Here is a 16,863-nt window from a genome sequence, read left to right as displayed (position 1 = left end):
CTTTAACGCCAGCTTTGCCGTAAATGAACCTTTTGCAGCCGCTTTTCGAAGTTTTGTCCGTAGGCTGTGCAAGTTGGCGGCGCTCCCCTTGTGCGAAGGGTGACGAGCGGCGGCTGAGGCGCTAGACGATCCGCGCGATGTCACATCCTGATCCGGCCCTGGCCCAACTCGAACTCGATCTCATCAACGCCATCGGCTCCGCCGAGAGCGCCGCCGCCCTGGAAGAGGTGCGGGTGGCCGCGCTTGGCAAGAGCGGCTCGATCTCCGGCCTGCTGAAGGGCATGGGGGCGATGAGCCCGGACGAGCGGCGCGAGCGAGGGCCTCAGCTGAACGGGCTGCGCGACCGGGTGTCCTCGGCCATAGCGGCGCGCAAGAGCGAGCTGGAGGCCGCCGAGCTGGATGCGCGGCTGCTGTCCGAGCGCATCGACCTGACCTTGCCGGCGCGTCCGCGTCGCCGCGGCGCGGTGCATCCGACCATGCAGGTGATGGACGAGATGATCGCCATCTTCGCGGAGATGGGCTTTGCGGTGGCCGAGGGTCCCGACATCGAAGACGACTTCCACAACTTCACGGCCCTGAACTTCCCGCCGAAACATCCGGCGCGGGAAATGCACGACACCTTTTTCCTGAAGCCCGACCCGGCCACCGGCGAGCGGCGCGTGCTGCGCACCCACACCAGCCCGGTGCAGGTGCGCACCATGATGAGCCAGCAGCCGCCGATCCGGATCATCGCGCCCGGCCGCACCTTTCGTAAGGATTCGGACGCCACCCACACGCCGATGTTCCACCAGATCGAAGGCCTGGTGATCGACCGCAACGTCCACATGGGCCACCTGAAGACGACGCTTCAGACCTTTATCGCCCGCTTCTTCGAGCTGGACGGCGTGGAGGCGCGGTTCCGCCCGCACCACTTCCCCTTCACCGAGCCGTCGGCCGAGATGGACATCCGCTGCGACCGTTCGGGCGGCAAGCTTGTCTTCAACACCGGTGACGACTGGCTCGAGATTCTGGGCTGCGGGATGGTGCACCCGAACGTGCTCAAGGCCTGCGGGCTCGATCCCGACGAATGGCAGGGCTTCGCCTTCGGCATGGGCGTCGACCGGCTGGCGATGCTGAAATACGGCGTCCCCGACCTGCGGCCGATGTTCGAGGCCGACACCCGCTGGCTGAAGCACTACGGCTTCTCCGCCTTCGCCGCGCCCAATCCCGCTTCCGGTCTGTCCTGATGAAGTTCACCCTGTCCTGGCTGAAGAACCACCTCGAGACCGAGGCGGACGTGCATCAGATCGCCGAGGCCATGACCATGGCGGGCCTGGAGGTCGAGGAGGTCGTCGATCCGGCGGCGAAGCTGGCGCCCTTCACGGTGGCGCGGATCGTCTCGGCAGAGCAGCACCCGAACGCCGACCGGCTGCAGGTCTGCCAGGTCGAGACCGTTGACGGCATGAAGGAGATCGTTTGCGGCGCGCCGAACGCGCGGGCGGGGCTGGTCACCATCTATGCGCCGATCGGAGCCTATGTGCCGGGACTGGATGTGACCCTGGTCGAGAAGCCGGTGCGCGGCGTGGTGTCGAACGGCATGTTGTGCTCGGCCTCGGAGCTGGAGCTGGCCGACGAGAGCGACGGCATCCTGGAGTTGCCTGAGACGCTGCAGGTCGGCGCGCCGGCGGCCGGCGTGTTCGGGGCCGAACCGGTGATCGACTTCGAGGTGACGCCGAACCGGCCGGACTGGCTGGGCGTCGCCGGGATCGCGCGCGACCTCGCGGCGGCCGGCGCCGGAACCCTGAAGACCTGGGACATCGCGCCGGTGCGCGGCGGCTACCCATCGCCGATCACGGTGAGGATCGAGGCGCCGGAACTGTGCCCCGTGTTCGCCGGTCGGCTGATCCGGGGTGTGAAGAACGGGCCGTCGCCCGAGTGGCTGCAGCGGCGGCTGGCGGCGATAGGCCTGCGCTCGATCAACCGGCTCGTCGATGTGACCAACCTGATCGCCTACGATCAGGCGCGGCCCCTGCACGTCTATGACGCGGGCAAGCTGGTCGGGACCGAGATCGTGGTGCGGGCGGGACAGGTCTCCGCCGGCGCCGAGCACATCGCGGCGGGCACGCACGAGCAGCTGATCGCACTGGACGGCAAGACCTATTCGGTGTCCGAGGCGGACTGCGTGATCGCCGATGCGGCGGGCGAGCGGCCCGTCGGTCTGGGCGGGGTCATGGGCGGCGTCAGCACGGGCTGCGCCGACGACACAACGGACGTGTTTGTTGAAAGCGCCTGGTTCGAACCGATCGTCATCGCCCAGACGGGACGGGCGCACGGCATCCACTCGGATGCACAGTACCGTTTCGCGCGCGGCGTCGATCCCGCCTCGGTGATCCCGGGACTGGAGTTGGCGACGCGGTTGATCCTGGACCTGTGCGGCGGCGAGCCGTCGGAGATCACGGTCGCAGGCCAGGCGCCGGCGGGCCCGTCGGGGTTCGCCTTCGATCCGGCCTATGTGCGCCGCCTGTCGGGGCTGGACGTGCCCGAAGACCGGATCGCGGAGATTCTGCAGGCGCTCGGCTTCACGATCGAGCGCGGCGCGTCCTGGACCGTGACACCGCCGTCCTGGCGGCGCGATGTGGAAGGCCCTGCCGATCTGGTGGAGGAGGTGGCGCGGATCGAAGGCTTCGACCGCCTGCCCGAGACGCCCCTGCCGGAGGTCGCGCGACCGGCCGGAGGTGTGCTGAGCCCTCGCCAGGCGCGGGTCCGCACCGCGCGTCGGGCGCTGGCGGCGCTGGGCTATTCGGAAGCGGTCACCTGGTCCTTCACCAAACAGACGGCCGCCGCCCTCTTCGGCGGCGGCGACGAGCGGCTGGTGCTGGAGAATCCGATCGCCGCCGACCTCGACTGCATGCGGCCGTCGATCCTGCCGAACCTGATCGAGGCGGCGGCGCGCAACGCCGCGCGCGGGCACGCCGACGCGGCTCTGTTCGAGATCGGGCCGATCTATCTGGGCGACGGACCGGGCGACCAGCGCACCGTCATCGCCGGCCTGATCTCGCCGCACGCCGGGCGGCACTGGGGCGGGGCGGGCGAGGATGCGCTGTTCGGCCTCAAGGGCGACTTGATGAGCTTGCTGGAGGACATCGGCGCGCCGGTCGCCTCGCTCCAGCTGGCGCAGGGGCAGAACCGCGCCTGGTGGCACCCGGGACGCTCGGCGCGCCTGCAGCTCGGCCCCAAGACGATCATCGCCGAGTTCGGCGCGCTTCATCCGCGCGTGCTGAAGAGCCTGGACGCGGACGGTCCGATGCTGGCGTTCGAGATCGTGCTGGACGCCGTGCCGGAACCCCGCGGCAAGTCTGGCAAGGCGCGCGGCGCGGCCAATCTGGCCAATCTGATGCCGCTGACGCGCGACTTCGCCTTCGTGGTCGAGGAAGGCAAGGCGGCGGGCGATCTGGTCCGCGCCATCGCGGGCGCCGACAAGGCGCTGATCGCCGATGTGCGGGTGTTCGACGTCTATCGCGGCAAGGGCGTCGATGACGGCTTCAAGTCCGTGGCGCTGGAGGTGGTGATCCAGCCGCGCGAGGCGACGCTGACCGACGCCGAGATCGAGGCCCTGAGCGCCCGCGTCATCGCCGCCGCTGAGAAGCAGGGCGCGCGGCTGAGGGCCTGACGCCTTCTGGCGGTGGACAAGCGCCGCCCTGTAAGGTTCGGTTAACCATCAGGCCGCAAGGCTGCCTCAAAGCCCGGCGACGGTTCGGCCCTCGCGGCCGCCATCGCCGGGCGCGTCTGCCGGAGCCCTGTTTCGCCCATGCATCGTCGTCAACTGATCCTGTCGGGTCTCGCCACCGCCGCCGGCGCCTCGTCCCTGAGCGCCTGCGCGACCGCGCCGTCCGATCCGAACTATCCGATCGCCACCGACAACACCGCGCCGGCCTATACCTTCGAGGAGGTGGTCTCGGCCGGATCGCGCGAACTGGGCATCGCCGCCGAAGTGGTGGGCAGTGCGGTGGAGCGCATCTTCGCCGAACAGGGCGACCGCCCGACCGCCTATATCGCCGGCGAGGAGGGCGCGGGCGCGTTCGTGGTCGGCGCGCGCTATGGCCGCGGCGCCCTGCACATGAAGGAGATGTTCGCCCCGCAGGAGGTGTTTTGGCAGGGCGCCTCGGTGGGCTGGGACTGGGGCGGCAACGCCAGCCGGGTTTTCACCCTGGTCTACGGCCTGTTCCACCCGGACATGATCTATCGCCGCTTCCCGGGCGTGGAGGGCACGGCCTATCTGGTGGCGGGGCTGGGCGTGAACTACCAGCGGGCGGACGGCATCACGCTTGCGCCCATCCGCACCGGCGTCGGCCTGCGCCTCGGCGCCAACGTCGGCACCATGAGCTATAGCCGCCAGCGCAACCTGATCCCCTTCTAGGTCGCGGCGAAGGTCATAGCCTCGATCTTGTTGCCGTCGAGATCGCGCACAAAGGCGCCGTAGTAGTTGGGATCGTACTGCGCTCGCACGCCCGGCGCGCCGGCGTCGGTCCCGCCCTGCTCCAGCGCGGTGCGGAAAAAGGCGTCCACCGTCGCGCGATCTCGGGCGACAAAGGCGACGTGCGCGCCGTTCCCGGCCGTGGCCTCTCCGCCATCGACCGGCGTCTCCAGGCTGAACATGATCTCGCTGACGCCGTAATCGACGGCCCGGTCGTTGCTCTGGATGCAGCGCCACCCCACCACCGCCAGCACGGGGTCGTAGAAGGCCTTGGCTTTCGCCGCGTCGCGCGTGCCGAAGGAAACATGATGGATCATCGTCCGGCTCCCTGCCTTGGTGCAAGGAAAGCGGGCGAGGCCGATCAGCGTTCCCCGGCCTCCGAAGCCAGGATCGCCCCCAGGCCTTCTCGCCAGCTGGGATAGGACGGGCGCCAGTCCAGTTCGGCCTTGGCGCGAGCGTTGGAGACACGCTTGGAGTCCAGATAGAAGCGGCGCATGCCGGGTCCGACGCTGTCGTCCATCCAGTCCACTTCCGGCGGGCGGGGAAGACCCAGGCGCTCGGCCGCCCATTGCATCACCACGTCGGCCGGCGCGGGCTCGTCGTCGGTCAGATTGTAGGCGGCGCCGGGACGTGGCCGGACCATGGAGGCGAACAGGGCCGAGACCACATCGTCCACGTGGATGCGGTTGAAAATCTGGCCGGGCTTTCGCACCAGCCGGGCCGATCCGTCGTGCAGGCGGTCGATCACGCTGCGGCCGGGACCATAGAAGGCGGGGAGACGGAAGACCTGCACCGTCAGGCCCATGCCGCGCGCACCGTCCATCCAGTCCCGCTCGGCGTTGACGCGGCGGGCGCCTTCCAGGCTGGCGGCGTTCAGCGGGCCGTCCTCGAACACCCAGCCGCCCTCGCGATCGCCATAGACGGCGGTGGAGGAGACATAGCCGATCCAGTCGGGCCAGGCGTCGCCGGCCACCTCCGCCAGCGCGCGCTGAGCCGGACAGCCGCGCGCGTCCGGCGGGGCCGTCACCAGGATGGCCGAGTGTTCGGCCACGGCGCGTCCCAGCGCCTCGCGGTCCGCCGGATCGATGGCGTGGATCCCGGCGGCCTGGAGAGCCGCCCGACGAGCGGGATCACGCGAGGTGGCCGTAGCCTGCCCTCCGCGCCTGATCGCTTCACGCGCGGCCGCCTGCCCCAGATAGCCTCCGCCGAAGACCAGAAGCGAGGGGGCGGACGAGGCTTGCGGCATCAGAACTCTTGACGATCAGGCGCTGAGGGCGGACTGCGGCTCGACGTACGGCCGAGCTTGCTCGTGCTCCAGCGCCTGGGCGCGATCGGGGTTCCAGGCGGAAACGCAGGGGATGCGCGACAGGTCGACCCGGTCGGCATAGCGGCGGGCGTTCTCCGTCACGTCCTGCATCAGCCCCTCGGCCAGGGTGATCGGCTTCAGCCCCAGTTCGCGGAAGCCGTCGTTGGCGACGACCAGCTCGTTCTCATCCGCCTCCTGGCGCGGATTGGGGACATGGTGGACCTCGGCTCCCGTCAGGCGCGAGACGATGCCGGCGAGATCGCGCACGCGGCGGCTCTCGGTCATCTGGTTCAGGATGCGCACGCGCTCGCCGCGTTTGGGCGGGTTCTCCAGCGCCAGCTCGACGCAGCGCACCGTGTCCTGGATGTGAATAAAGGCGCGCGTCTGACCGCCCGAGCCATGCACCGTCAGCGGGTAACCCACCGCCGCCTGCATCAGAAAGCGGTTCAGCACCGTGCCGTAGTCGCCGTCATAGTCGAAACGGTTGATCAGCCGCTCGTCCTGGCGGGTCTCCGCGGTCTGGGCGCCCCAGACGATGCCCTGGTGCAGGTCGGTGATCCTGAGCTTGTCGTTCCTAGCGTAGAACTGGAACAGCAGGGCGTCCTGCGTCTTGGTCATGTGATAGATCGAGCCGGGGTTCGGCGGAAACAGGATCTCCTGCTCGGCCGGGCCGTTGTCGGTGTCCACCGTGACCTTCAGGTAGCCTTCGGGGATGCGCAGGCCGGCGGTGCCGTAGCCATAGACCCCCATGGTGCCCAGGTGCGCCAGGTGCACGTCCAGCCCGCTTTCGACAATGGCGGCGAGCAGGTGGTTGGTGGCGTTAAGGTTGTTGTCGACGGTGTACAGCTTGTGACGCGCCGACTTCATCGAATAGGGCGCTGCGCGCTGTTCGGCGAAGTGGACGATGCTGTCCGGACGCAGGTCGCGGATCAGAGCGACCAGGCGATCGAACTCCTTGCCCACCGTCAGGTTAACGAAGCCTATGTCGTGGCCGGAGACGTCCTTCCAGGCGCGGATGCGTTCGCCCATGGTGCGGATGGGCGTCAGCGACTGGACTTCCAGCTCGTTGTCGATGTTGCGGCGCGACAGGTTGTCGACGATCGTCACGTCCCAGCCGCGCGCCGACAGGTGCAGGGCCGTGGGCCAGCCGCAGAAGCCGTCTCCCCCCAGAACGATCACACGCTTCATGGTCGCCTCCGTGCTCATGGCGCCTGACTAGACCATGCGGGCGGCGTGGCAAAGCGTGGCGGGCGCGACGCCTCGCCTCAACCCCAGGGCCGGAAGTGCTTGGAAAGCTTGAGGCCCTGGCTCTGATAGTGGCTGCCGCTCTCGCCGTAGAGGCGACTGGGGCGCTCGGTCAGGGGCTCGTAGACGAGGCGCGCCACGATCTGCCCGTGCTCCAACAGGAAGGGCGTGTCGTGGGTGCGGACCTCCAGCACGCCCTTGGAGCCCGCGCCGTGCGCCTCGTCCGTGCCGAAGCCGGGATCGAAGAAGCCGGCGTAGTGGACGCGGAACTCGCCCACGGACGGATCGATGGGCGTCATCTCGGCGGCCTGATCGACCGGGATTTCCACGTCGTCGGACGAGGCCAGGATGTAGAACTCGCCCGGATCGAGCAGCAGCTCGCCGCGGCGCAGGGACAACGGCTCCCAGAAGTCGCGCGGGTCGTGGCCGTCGATGTGGTCGAGATCGACGACGCCGGCATGCCTGCGGCCGCGGAAGCCCACGACGTCGCCGCCGCGCAGGTCAACACCGACGCTGCGGGTCTCCAGCTTGGGCGGCTCTCCAGCCTTGAGCCGCAGCTGATTCAGGCGGGTGCCGGGCCGCACCAGGATGGAAAAGGTCTGCGGCGCGATCTCCATATAGAGCGCGCCCTCATAGCCCTCGGCCACGTCGTCGAAGGACGCGCCCTGATCGGTCAGCAGGCGCACGAACACGTCGACACGGCCGGTCGAGCTTTTCGGATTGGCGCGCGCGATCAGGCCCTTGGGCAGCTTAAGCCGCTCCTGAAGACGCGCGATGTAGACGCAGCCCTTTTCCAGCACCACGCCCGCGTCCGTAACCTGGACGGCGTGCATGGCCACGTCGCGGATGCGATCCTCGACCTTGCGCTGGCCGGGCAGAAAGGAGGCGCGCACGCGCCAGGCCTGGTCCGACAGGCGAAGGTCCAGGCTGGCGGGCTGGACCTGATCAAGGTCGAACGGCGTGTCCGAGGTGATGGCGCCGCCGGCGATCAGGGCTTCGATGCCCTGGGCGGGCAGGATGCCGGGGCGAGAAGGGGAATAGGCGCTCATGTCGTCCTGTTCTTGGCCGAAGGAGCCCGCACCGATCAATCCCGTACAGGCCACGCTTGCACCCGCCGCGCGGCGGGGCGAGCATATAGCCCATGCACGACGCGCCTGCCTATAGCGCCGAAACCAACGGCATCCTGGTCCGGGTTCGGCCAAGCTACCTTGCCGGACAGTCCGATCCGGACGGCGGACGCTGGGTCTGGGCCTATCAGGTGGAGGTGGTGAACCTGACGGGCATGGCGGTGCGGCTGATGGCCAGGCGCTGGACCATTACCGATGGTCTGGGCCGGACCGAGGAGGTGCGGGGCGCGGGCGTGGTGGGCGAGCAGCCGACGATCCAGCCTGGCGACGCCTATGCCTACGCGTCCGGCTGTCCGCTGGGTACGCCGACCGGTTCGATGGTCGGCACCTATTACTTCACCGATGCGGAAGGTCGGTCGTTCGAGGCGGAGATACCGGCCTTTTCGCTGGACACGCCGGAGGCCCGGCGCAGCCTCAACTGAGAAGCCCCGCCGGCAGGCCGACGGGGCTTTTCCGATCTTGAGGTGCAGGCGCTATTAGATGTAGCGGCGCAGCGAGCGAGCCAGTTCGGAGGCGCCATCCTTGCCGCCGCGGCGCACCTGCGGCTGATAGGCGACGCGCGCATGCTCGATGCAGTAGACGCCTTCCGAAGCCCGACGGCCGCAGAAGCTGAACTCGCGCGAGGACGGGTCGCCGATCGGCCACTTGCACATGTGGGCACCGAGCGTCAGCACCGTGGCGGTGCCGGGAAGGTCGGGAACGTGGGCGGGCGAAGGCGCAGCGACGGGCTCGGCCGGCTTAGGCGTCTGGACCACTTCGAGGCGGCGAACGACCGGAGCCGGAGCGGCCTCCGCGACGGTCTCCGCCACGGTCGAAGCCGCCGTGCGCGGACGGCTGGTGCGGAACGCGGGGGCAGGCGCACGCACCGGCTGCGACGGGGCGGCCCGGCCGGACAGGCCCAGGCGGTGCACCTTGCCGATCACGGCGTTGCGGGTCACGCCGCCACCCAGCTGCTTGGCGATTTGGCTGGCCGATTGGCCCTCCAGCCAGAGCTTCTTCAGCGCGCCTACGCGGTCGTCGGTCCAGCCTGCGGTCATGCCACCCTCCGGCGTTCGAGATTCAATATCTAGTGGTCCAGGCCCCCTCCGGGCCAGCAACCTACAATCCGTTGTAAACCTCCTGTTAAGGGACGCAACATGTGCGAATCAGCCTGTCCACAGAAACCAGATGTTGAATCGACGTTATGCGAGTGAGGGCCGCCTTGCGGTCTCGGGCATGCGAGCGCATCTGCGCGGCCATGAGCACGCCTGATCTTCTGTCCACGCGCCCCGCCGGGCTGCCGCAGCCCCGCCGCTATCCGGGGATCAACTGGGTCGGGGTGATCACCCTCTACCAGCGCGAGGTGCGCCGGTTCTGGAAGGTGGGCGCACAAACGGTGGCCGCGCCGGTGGTGACGACCCTGCTCTACATGCTGGTGTTCGTGGTGGCGCTGCAGGGCGCACGGCCGCCGCTGCACGGCACGCCCTTCGCCGAGTTCGTGGCGCCCGGCCTGATCATGATGGCGATCCTGAACAACGCCTTCGCCAACTCATCCTCCAGCCTGATCCAGGCCAAGATCATGGGCACGGCGACCGATTTCCTGACGCCGCCGCTCAGTCCGCTGGAACTGACGCTGGGCTTCACGCTCGGCTCGGCCACGCGCGGCGCCTTGGTCGGCCTGGTCACGGCGATCTGCGTTTTGCCCTTCGCGCGACTGGGCGTGGCCAACATACTGGCCATCGTCTGGTTCGCCGTCGCCGCCAGCTTCATCATGGGAATGCTGGGGGTGCTGGCGGGCCTGTGGAGCGAGAAGTTCGACCACCTGTCGGCGGTGCAGAACTTCGTGGTCATGCCGATGACTTTCCTGTCGGGCGCCTTCTATCTGGTCGAGAACCTGCCGGAGCCCTTCGCCACAGTCAGCCACTTCAACCCGTTCTTTTATCTCATCGACGGCTTCCGCTACGGCTTCATCGGCCATGCCGAAAGCAACCTCGCGGTCGGCGTCGTGGGCAGCGCGGTGCTGATGGTCGTCATGGCCGCCGCCTGCTGGTTGGTGTTCCGCTCGGGCTGGCGGCTGAAGAGCTAAGGCGTCCCCAGCCGCCGGACGGGCCCAGTCGCCTGATCGGTCAGGGGTGCGAGCGGCCGCGATCGTCGGGATCGACGGCGCCGCCGGGCCCCGCATTGTTGTCGATGTCGCCTTCGACCGTGTTGTCGCCCTCGATCTCGTCAAGGCCTTCATGGCGGTTCAGGCCCGGCGACTGGCCGATGCCCGGATTGGTTTCCAGATCGTCCGGCAGGTCGGCCGGCTGATCGACGGGGGAGGGGTGCTTGGACATGGGGCTCTCCATTTCTCTCCGGAATCTAACCGGGCGGGCGCCAGCCGGTTCCCCACGCCGCGGCCGGTGTTGACTAAGCCGCCGCACGGTCCGACAAGTCAGGCCTCATGCAATCCGGCTCCGTCGCGCCCGCGCCGGGGCCGTCTCGCTTTTGGAGGTCAAGGTCCCGTGTCCACGAACCATCTGATGGGTGTCTACAATCGCGCGCCGCTGGAGGTGGAGCGCGGGCGAGGCGCGCGCCTGTGGTCGACGGACGGGACCGAATATCTGGATTGCGTCGCCGGCATCTCGACGAACGGCTTGGGCCACGCGCATCCGGTGCTGGTGCAGGCGGTCAAGGACCAGGCGGAGAAGCTGTGGCATGTCTCCAACATCTTCCGCATTCCAGGGCAGGAAGCCTTGGCCGACCAACTGTGCCAATCGAGCTTCGCCGACGTGGTCTTCTTCACCAACTCGGGGACCGAGGCCGTGGAGTGCGCGCTGAAGACGGCGCGCAAATACCACTCCGCCAACGGCCAGGCTGAGCGGATCGACATCTACGGCTTCGACGGCTCGTTCCACGGCCGCACCTATGGCGCGATCAATGCGGCCGCCAATCCCAGCTACACCGAGGGCTTCGGCCCGCCTATGCAAGGGTTCCACCAGCTGAAGTGGGGCGACAAGGACGCGCTGGAGGCCGCCTTCAAGTCGCCGACCACCGCCGCCGTGATCCTGGAGCCGGTGCAGGGCGAGGGCGGATGCCGCGCCACGCCCGAAGAAGACCTGCGCTGGATGCGCCAGATGGCCGATGAGCACGGCGTCTTGCTGATCTTCGACGAGGTCCAGTGCGGCATGGGCCGGAGCGGCAAGCTTTGGGCGCACGAATGGGCCTGCATGGCGCCCGACATCATGGCGGTGGCCAAGGCGCTGGGCGGCGGCTTTCCCATCGGCGCCTGCCTGGCGTCGGCCAAGGCGGCGCAAGGCATGACGGTGGGCGTCCACGGCTCGACATTCGGGGGCAATCCGCTGGCCATGGCGGTGGGACAGGCGGCGCTGTCGACCATCAACACGCCCGAGATCCTGAACAATGTGGCCGAAATCGCCGGCTATCTGAAGCAGCAGCTGGCGGGGCTGCAGGAACGCTATCCCGACGTGATCGTGGACGTGCGGGGCAAGGGCCTGCTGATCGGGGTCAAGCTGCACCCGAACAATCGCGAGTTCATGGCGCTGGCGCGCGAGACGCAGCAGCTGCTGGTGGCCGGCGGCGGCGACAACTGCGTGCGCCTGTTGCCGCCCCTGAACCTGACGCTGGAAGAGGCGCGCGAGGCGATCACGCGCTTCGAGGGCGCGTGTGCGGTGGTGCGCGAAAAGCTTACAGCCTGACCCCATTTCCGCTCATCCCCGCGAAGGCGGGGATCCAGACCTTCAACTGAAGGACCGGGATCGGCGGACCGACATCCTCCGGCGCTGATGCGCCCAAAGCACTGGGTCCCCGCCTTAGTGGGGATGAGCGGAGTAGAAGATGACCCGCCACTTCCTCGACATCCACCGGCTGGAGGCGAGCGATCTGCGCGCCATCCTGGACGACGCCCACGCCCGCAAACAGGCGCGCAAGGGCTGGCCGCAAGGGCGCGCCGACGCCGATGCGCCCGGCAGGGACCGGGTGCTGGCGATGATCTTTGAAAAGAACTCGACCCGCACCCGCTTCAGCTTCGACGCCGCCATCCGTCAGCTGGGAGGCTCATCGATCATCGCGACCGCGTCCGACATGCAGCTGGGTCGCGGCGAGCCGGTGGAGGACACCGCGCGGGTGCTGTCGCGCATGGTGGATGCGGTGATGATCCGCGCCAACGACCACGAGGACGTGGAGCGTTTCGCCCGGGTCGCAACCGTTCCGGTCATCAACGGCCTGACCGACCGCTCGCATCCGTGTCAGATCCTGGCCGACCTGCTGACGATCGAGGAGCATCGCGGGCCGGTCGCCGGCCAGACGATCGCCTGGATCGGCGACGGCAACAACGTCTGCCACAGCTTCATGCACGCGGCGGCCAAGTTCGGCTTCCACCTGAACGTCGCCTGTCCGGCCGAATACCACCCGGACCTGCGCGACCTGGCCAAGGGCGGCGAGGCGGTCAGCCTGACCTCCGATCCGCGCGAGGCCGCCGAGCGCGCAGATGTGGTCGTCACCGACACCTGGGTGTCGATGGGCGACAAGGACTATGAGGCGCGCCTGCACGCCTTCGAGGCCTATCAGGTGGATGAGGCGCTGCTGGACCTCGCCGCACCGGACGCGGTCTTCCTGCACTGCCTGCCGGCGCACCGGGGTGAAGAGGTGACGGACGCCGTGATCGACGGCCCGCGCTCTCTCGTCTGGGACGAGGCGGAAAACCGCATTCACGCCCAGAAGGCCGTGCTGGCCTGGTGCTTCGGCGGCTGAAACGGCAAGGGGCGGCCGCATCGCGACCGCCCCTTCCTGATGGCCGGCGCTCGACCTAGCTCAGGTTCACGTCCGACACGCCGCCGACGTCCGGCTCAGTCTTGGTCAAGTTGGCCTTCAGCACCTTGAAGCCGAAGCCGAGGCCGCCTTCCTTGCTGACCCAGACCCGACCGTCCTCGCCGTCGAAGCGGACCAGCGTCAGGTGCGGATCGTCCTTGCCGTCGGGATACCAGGCGGCGACGACCGGGTTCCAGTATTTGTCGATGCGCGAGCGGTCCTGATCGACCGACAGTCGGCCCTGGACGCAGGCGTAAACCTCCTCGTCCTTGGCCTGGTAGGTGAACATGCCCGCCTGGCCGCCGGACGCGACTTCCTGGGCGAAGTCGGTGTCGTCGCGGGTAAAGAACCAGATCGTGCCGGTCTCGGGCTCGCCATAGCCCGTCATCGGCTGAGCGTGCTCGCCCGGCCGGTCGACGCGCAGCATGCCGGTGTTGGATTCCTTGAGGCTTTTCCAGAATTCGGTCTCGGCCTCTTGAGGGGTCAGGTCCTTGCCGGCCATGTTCGCGTCTCCTGCGTCATCTGTGGGGAAGTGCAGAGGCAAACCCTTTGCCCGGGCGTCGGGTTCCTCGCCTCGGACGCGGGCTAGACCCAGGGTGCGCGCTCGGCGCCGAACAGCGTCGTCAGGTGGATCAGCAGCAGCAGCGCCAGCGCCGCGCCGGCCAGCATCAGGAACCGCCACGGGATCATGCGCGGACCCTTCCGCGGATCAGGCGGCCTTGCGCCGCGCCAACCCGCCAGCAGCGTCAGGGCGAGGGATGCGGCCAGCAGGATCAGCGTCATCGTCAGGGTCATCGCCGCAGGGGTGGCCGATGACGCCACTTCCGGCAAGAGCGCGAATCTTTCCGGCGGGTTAATCTTCATTCGGCATTAACCATGCTGGCGGCACAACCATGCGTTCAGGAGCGGCTGTCCACAGGCGCGTGGCGCCGGCTCCAGATGTTGAGGTTAACGCCGCGTTTACACCCAGCATCTGGGCGGTTAGCGTTCGTTGAATGGGTCGGGAGGCGAATCAGTGAGCGCAGCGGCGGCGCCTTGGAGCGTTAAGGGCATCGACCCCAAGGCCCGCGAGATCGCCAAGGATTTGGCGCGTCGCTCGGGCATGACCCTGGGCGAGTGGCTGAACTCCATGATCATGGAGGACGGCGAGGAAGACGAAGGCTACGCCACCCTGCCGCGGCGCCCGCAGGTGGCCGAGGCGTTCGAGCGACGTGGTCGCTCGCGCCGGCTGGACGACGCCTATGACAGCCCCGACGAGCACTGGCTGCGGCTGAGCGCTTCGGTCGACGTCATCGCCTCGCGTCTGGAGGCGGCGGAGCGCAGATCCACCGTTGCGATTCAGGGCGTGGATCAGGCGGTGGCCGGTCTGGTGCGTCGACTGGAGGCCCAGGACACGGCCGCCAAGACCCAGGCCGAGCGGTCCGATGAGCTGGTCGAGGAGATGCGAGAAGGTCAGAAGCGCCTTCGCAAGTTCGAGCAGGACCACGGCCCCCGGACGCTGGAAAGTTTCGGAAAGATCGAGACCTCCATCGGCGCTTTGGCCGGTCGCCTCTACGAGATCGAGGAACGCCAGCGCGGCGGCGTCAACGAATTGCGCACGCGCATGGACGCGGTGGAAAAGGCCGCTGCCCGCGCGCCGGCCGGGACGCTGAGCGCGGATGCGCTGGCCCAGGTCGGACAGCGCCTGGACCAGGCCCAGGGCCGCACCACCGCCGCCCTGCGGAACCTCGAACGCTCGTTCGCCGACCTCGACAAGCGCCTGCACGCGGCCGAGGCTCGCATCGAGCCGGAAGGCGCGCGCGAGGCCGTTCGCTTCGAGAAGCTGGCCGAGACCCTGGCGCGCCAGGTCGAAGGCAATCGTATCGAGATGATGCGTCGCCTGGATGACGCCGAGGCCGAAGACCGGATGGACCGTCTGGAGCGGGCGCTGTCCTCCGTCGGCGATCAGGTCAAGGCGTCGGAAGAGAAGTCCGCCGAGGGCATTGAGGCCATGGGCCGCGAGGTGGTGCGCATCGCCCAGAACCTGGGCGAGCGTCTGACCCGGGCCGAAGGCGCGTCGCCCGCCACGCAGATGGAGGCCATGGCCCGCGCGCTGGCTGAAAAGGTCGATGGCGAGGTGGCGCACAAGGCCGCTCAGCTTTCATCGCGGATCGAAGCCGACATCGCCCGCCGTCTGGCCAAGGCCGAGGCGGACTTCGCCAGCAAGGCCGCCCATATCGACGGTCAGTTCTCGCGGCAGGCCGAGCGGATCGAGCAGCGGCTGACCGCCGCCGACGATCGCCATGCCGTCGCGCTGGAGCGTCTGGGCGGCGAGATCACCCGCATCTCCGAACGACTGTCGGAGCGGATCGCCCAGACCGAGCGGCGCTCGCAGCAGGCGCTGGACGACATCGGCCAGCGGCTGGCCGAAAGCTCCACCCGGATCGAGCAGCGCTACGACCGCGCCTCCGGCGAGCTGGCCGAACGCATGCGGTTGAGCGAGGAGCGCACCGCCCGCCTGCTGGCCGAGGCGCGCGAGAGCATCGATCAGCGTACGCCGACGCAAGCCGCGGCCGTTTCGGCGCCGCCGGCCCATGCCTCCGTCCGCGACATGCCGCTGGAAGCCGAGGAGGTTGCGCCCGAGCTCGCACCTGACGCGGCCCAGGCCGACTGGCGCGCCGCCGCCTTCCCCGACGCCTCCTTCGACGCCGACGACGACTGGGGCGACATCGACGCCGAGGCGAAGCCGGCGCCCGCCGCCACACAGAATGAGTCGCCGACACCGCCGGGACCTTTCGGGGCGTCCAGCTTCTCCTCCTTCGGCGGCGCCGATGTCTCGGACGCCCTCGACGCCACGGCCGACGCCGCAGCCCCCGTGCCCCCCAAGGCGGAGGCCAGACCCGCCGTCCAGCCGATCGAAGACGCGGAGGACGACTTCTCTGCGGATACCGACTTCGTCGATCCGCGCCGTCTGCGCGCCAGCATGAGCGCCGCCGCAGCCGAAGGCCGCGCCGCCTCGACCCGCAGCACCATCGACGCCGCGCGGGCCGCCATGACGCCCGCGGTGGCGGAGGCGCCATCGCGCCTGGGCTTCGGCCTGAACTTGAGGCGCGGCGGCAAGTCCAAGCTGCAGGAGCGGCTGGACAAGCAGGCGGCGCAGGATGGATCGACGGCCAAGAAGGCCTTGCTCGCTTCGGTCACCGCGGTAGCGGTCACCGGAGGCCTGTTCGGCCTGAACGGCCTGGCCGAGGACAACGGCCTCAGCTTTGGACTGTCGCGCCCCGGCGACGGGGTCGCTTCCGCTTCGGACGCCTCGGCCGTTCCGCTGGCAGCCGTGGCACTGACGCCGACGGACGCCGGCTTCCCGGGCGAGGGCACGCGCGGCGCGGAGACCTATGCTCGCGCGGTCGAGCAGTTGGACGCCAACGATCCGGCCGGTGTGGAAACCCTGCGCGCCGCCGCCAACCTCGGCAACCCCTCGGCGCAGCTGCATCTGGCGGGCCTCTACCAGGCCGGAGAGCGCGGCGTGGACATCGACCTGGCCGAGAGCCGGCGCTGGGCGCGCCGCGCGGCCGAGGGCGGCGATCCCAAGGGCATGCACGCCTACGCCATGTATCTGTACGACGGCGTCGGCGGCGGTCAGAACCGCTCGGAGGCCCTGAAGTGGCTGACGCGCGGCGCCGAGCTTGGGCTGACCGACAGCCAGTACAACGTCGCCCGCCTGTACGAGAACGGCGCGCAAGGCGTTGCTCCGAACACCACCCAGGCCCTGAAGTGGTACGCGATCGCCGCCCGCTCCGGCGACGCCGAGGCGCGCGCGGCCTATGAGCGGCTGAACGCCGGCGCCAGCCCTGCCGCACGCCAGATCGCCCGTCGCGCCGCCGACGCCTTCCAGGCCTCGGACGCCGCCGGCTGATCGTGCGCGCACGGGTGGCGGCGCAGCGGGCGGGCGGCTAGACAGGACG

The 16,863-nt window shown here is 69.0% G+C and carries 16 protein-coding genes; 8 read left to right on the top strand and 8 right to left on the bottom strand.

What is annotated here, in order from left to right; translation table 11 throughout:
* The first annotated feature begins 137 nt into the window (after positions 1-137).
* The 3 genes from pheS to KY493_RS11720 all read left to right on the top strand — a co-directional run bounded on the left by pheS (position 138) and on the right by KY493_RS11720 (position 4,396).
* A complete protein-coding gene (gene pheS / locus KY493_RS11730; protein ID WP_219896514.1) occupies positions 138-1,226 on the top strand; it encodes a phenylalanine--tRNA ligase subunit alpha in 1,089 nt (362 codons plus the stop codon).
* Positions 1,226-3,649 carry a phenylalanine--tRNA ligase subunit beta gene (gene pheT, locus KY493_RS11725; protein WP_219896513.1) on the top strand — a complete coding sequence of 808 codons (2,424 nt, stop codon included), beginning with the start codon at positions 1,226-1,228 and terminating at the stop codon, positions 3,647-3,649. Before pheS ends, pheT begins: the two co-directional genes overlap by 1 nt.
* Positions 3,650-3,787: 138 nt before the next feature.
* A complete protein-coding gene (locus KY493_RS11720) occupies positions 3,788-4,396 on the top strand; it encodes a DUF1134 domain-containing protein (protein ID WP_219896512.1) in 609 nt (202 codons plus the stop codon).
* Here KY493_RS11720 and KY493_RS11715 read toward each other — a convergent pair.
* The 4 genes from KY493_RS11715 to KY493_RS11700 form a co-directional block, all read right to left on the bottom strand.
* The gene (locus tag KY493_RS11715) at positions 4,393-4,770 is read right to left on the bottom strand and encodes a VOC family protein (RefSeq protein WP_219896511.1); all 378 of its coding nucleotides are present in this window, start codon (positions 4,768-4,770) and stop codon (positions 4,393-4,395) included. The two genes, KY493_RS11720 and KY493_RS11715, sit on opposite strands and share 4 nt — an antisense overlap.
* A gap of 44 nt (positions 4,771-4,814) precedes the next feature.
* Positions 4,815-5,699 carry an NAD-dependent epimerase/dehydratase family protein gene (locus KY493_RS11710; protein ID WP_219896510.1) on the bottom strand — a complete coding sequence of 295 codons (885 nt, stop codon included), beginning with the start codon at positions 5,697-5,699 and terminating at the stop codon, positions 4,815-4,817.
* Positions 5,700-5,714: 15 nt separating this feature from the next.
* Positions 5,715-6,947 (bottom strand): NAD-dependent epimerase/dehydratase family protein, encoded by a 1,233-nt coding sequence (locus tag KY493_RS11705; RefSeq protein WP_219896509.1) that lies wholly within the window; start codon positions 6,945-6,947, stop codon positions 5,715-5,717.
* 77 nt (positions 6,948-7,024) lie between these two features.
* A complete protein-coding gene (locus KY493_RS11700; RefSeq protein ID WP_219896508.1) occupies positions 7,025-8,053 on the bottom strand; it encodes a 2'-deoxycytidine 5'-triphosphate deaminase in 1,029 nt (342 codons plus the stop codon).
* 92 nt (positions 8,054-8,145) lie between these two features.
* Between KY493_RS11700 and apaG the strand changes: the two genes are divergently transcribed.
* Entirely contained in the window at positions 8,146-8,553 is a 408-nt protein-coding gene (gene apaG, locus KY493_RS11695) for a Co2+/Mg2+ efflux protein ApaG (protein WP_219896507.1), read from the top strand.
* 54 nt (positions 8,554-8,607) lie between these two features.
* Here apaG and KY493_RS11690 read toward each other — a convergent pair whose 3' ends face one another.
* Positions 8,608-9,168, bottom strand: coding sequence for a GcrA family cell cycle regulator (locus tag KY493_RS11690; protein WP_219896506.1), 561 nt, complete (start codon positions 9,166-9,168; stop codon positions 8,608-8,610).
* A 200-nt stretch (positions 9,169-9,368) separates the two neighbouring features.
* On the opposite strand from KY493_RS11690, the gene KY493_RS11685 reads away from it, so the two are divergent.
* Positions 9,369-10,196: an ABC transporter permease gene (locus KY493_RS11685; RefSeq protein ID WP_219896505.1), complete on the top strand. Its 828-nt coding sequence runs from the start codon at positions 9,369-9,371 to the stop codon at positions 10,194-10,196.
* Positions 10,197-10,236: 40 nt separating this feature from the next.
* On the opposite strand, the gene KY493_RS11680 is transcribed toward KY493_RS11685, so the two are convergent.
* Positions 10,237-10,446: a hypothetical protein gene (locus tag KY493_RS11680; RefSeq protein ID WP_219896504.1), complete on the bottom strand. Its 210-nt coding sequence runs from the start codon at positions 10,444-10,446 to the stop codon at positions 10,237-10,239.
* Positions 10,447-10,614: 168 nt separating this feature from the next.
* Between KY493_RS11680 and KY493_RS11675 the strand changes: the two genes are divergently transcribed.
* Both KY493_RS11675 and argF read left to right on the top strand, forming a co-directional pair.
* Positions 10,615-11,808 (top strand): aspartate aminotransferase family protein, encoded by a 1,194-nt coding sequence (locus KY493_RS11675; RefSeq protein WP_370627326.1) that lies wholly within the window; start codon positions 10,615-10,617, stop codon positions 11,806-11,808.
* A gap of 139 nt (positions 11,809-11,947) precedes the next feature.
* Positions 11,948-12,862: an ornithine carbamoyltransferase gene (argF, locus tag KY493_RS11670; RefSeq protein WP_219896503.1), complete on the top strand. Its 915-nt coding sequence runs from the start codon at positions 11,948-11,950 to the stop codon at positions 12,860-12,862.
* 55 nt (positions 12,863-12,917) lie between these two features.
* Here argF and KY493_RS11665 read toward each other — a convergent pair whose 3' ends face one another.
* Together KY493_RS11665 and KY493_RS11660 are read right to left on the bottom strand one after the other, a co-directional pair.
* Positions 12,918-13,421, bottom strand: coding sequence for a pyridoxamine 5'-phosphate oxidase family protein (locus tag KY493_RS11665; RefSeq protein ID WP_219896502.1), 504 nt, complete (start codon positions 13,419-13,421; stop codon positions 12,918-12,920).
* 83 nt (positions 13,422-13,504) lie between these two features.
* Positions 13,505-13,702 (bottom strand): hypothetical protein, encoded by a 198-nt coding sequence (locus tag KY493_RS11660; protein ID WP_255567879.1) that lies wholly within the window; start codon positions 13,700-13,702, stop codon positions 13,505-13,507.
* A 232-nt stretch (positions 13,703-13,934) separates the two neighbouring features.
* Here KY493_RS11660 and KY493_RS11655 point away from each other — a divergent pair, with 232 nt between their 5' ends.
* Entirely contained in the window at positions 13,935-16,814 is a 2,880-nt protein-coding gene (locus KY493_RS11655; RefSeq protein ID WP_255567878.1) for a hypothetical protein, read from the top strand.
* The last annotated feature ends 49 nt before the right edge of the window (positions 16,815-16,863 follow it).

Source organism: Brevundimonas sp. PAMC22021 (assembly GCF_019443405.1).
Classification (GTDB): domain Bacteria; phylum Pseudomonadota; class Alphaproteobacteria; order Caulobacterales; family Caulobacteraceae; genus Brevundimonas.
This window is presented reverse-complemented; position numbering and strand designations above follow the sequence as displayed.

Excerpts from the sequence above, each read along its gene's own strand:
- pheS (WP_219896514.1), top strand. The coding sequence starts at position 138 with ATGTCACATCCTGATCCGGCCCTGGCCCAACTCGAACTCGATCTCATC.
- pheT (WP_219896513.1), top strand. The coding sequence starts at position 1,226 with ATGAAGTTCACCCTGTCCTGGCTGAAGAACCACCTCGAGACCGAGGCG.
- KY493_RS11720 (WP_219896512.1), top strand. The coding sequence starts at position 3,788 with ATGCATCGTCGTCAACTGATCCTGTCGGGTCTCGCCACCGCCGCCGGC.
- KY493_RS11715 (WP_219896511.1), bottom strand. The coding sequence starts at position 4,770 with ATGATCCATCATGTTTCCTTCGGCACGCGCGACGCGGCGAAAGCCAAG.
- KY493_RS11710 (WP_219896510.1), bottom strand. The coding sequence starts at position 5,699 with ATGCCGCAAGCCTCGTCCGCCCCCTCGCTTCTGGTCTTCGGCGGAGGC.
- KY493_RS11705 (WP_219896509.1), bottom strand. The coding sequence starts at position 6,947 with ATGAAGCGTGTGATCGTTCTGGGGGGAGACGGCTTCTGCGGCTGGCCC.
- KY493_RS11700 (WP_219896508.1), bottom strand. The coding sequence starts at position 8,053 with ATGAGCGCCTATTCCCCTTCTCGCCCCGGCATCCTGCCCGCCCAGGGC.
- apaG (WP_219896507.1), top strand. The coding sequence starts at position 8,146 with ATGCACGACGCGCCTGCCTATAGCGCCGAAACCAACGGCATCCTGGTC.
- KY493_RS11690 (WP_219896506.1), bottom strand. The coding sequence starts at position 9,168 with ATGACCGCAGGCTGGACCGACGACCGCGTAGGCGCGCTGAAGAAGCTC.
- KY493_RS11685 (WP_219896505.1), top strand. The coding sequence starts at position 9,369 with ATGAGCACGCCTGATCTTCTGTCCACGCGCCCCGCCGGGCTGCCGCAG.
- KY493_RS11680 (WP_219896504.1), bottom strand. The coding sequence starts at position 10,446 with ATGTCCAAGCACCCCTCCCCCGTCGATCAGCCGGCCGACCTGCCGGAC.
- argF (WP_219896503.1), top strand. The coding sequence starts at position 11,948 with ATGACCCGCCACTTCCTCGACATCCACCGGCTGGAGGCGAGCGATCTG.
- KY493_RS11665 (WP_219896502.1), bottom strand. The coding sequence starts at position 13,421 with ATGGCCGGCAAGGACCTGACCCCTCAAGAGGCCGAGACCGAATTCTGG.
- KY493_RS11660 (WP_255567879.1), bottom strand. The coding sequence starts at position 13,702 with ATGACGCTGATCCTGCTGGCCGCATCCCTCGCCCTGACGCTGCTGGCG.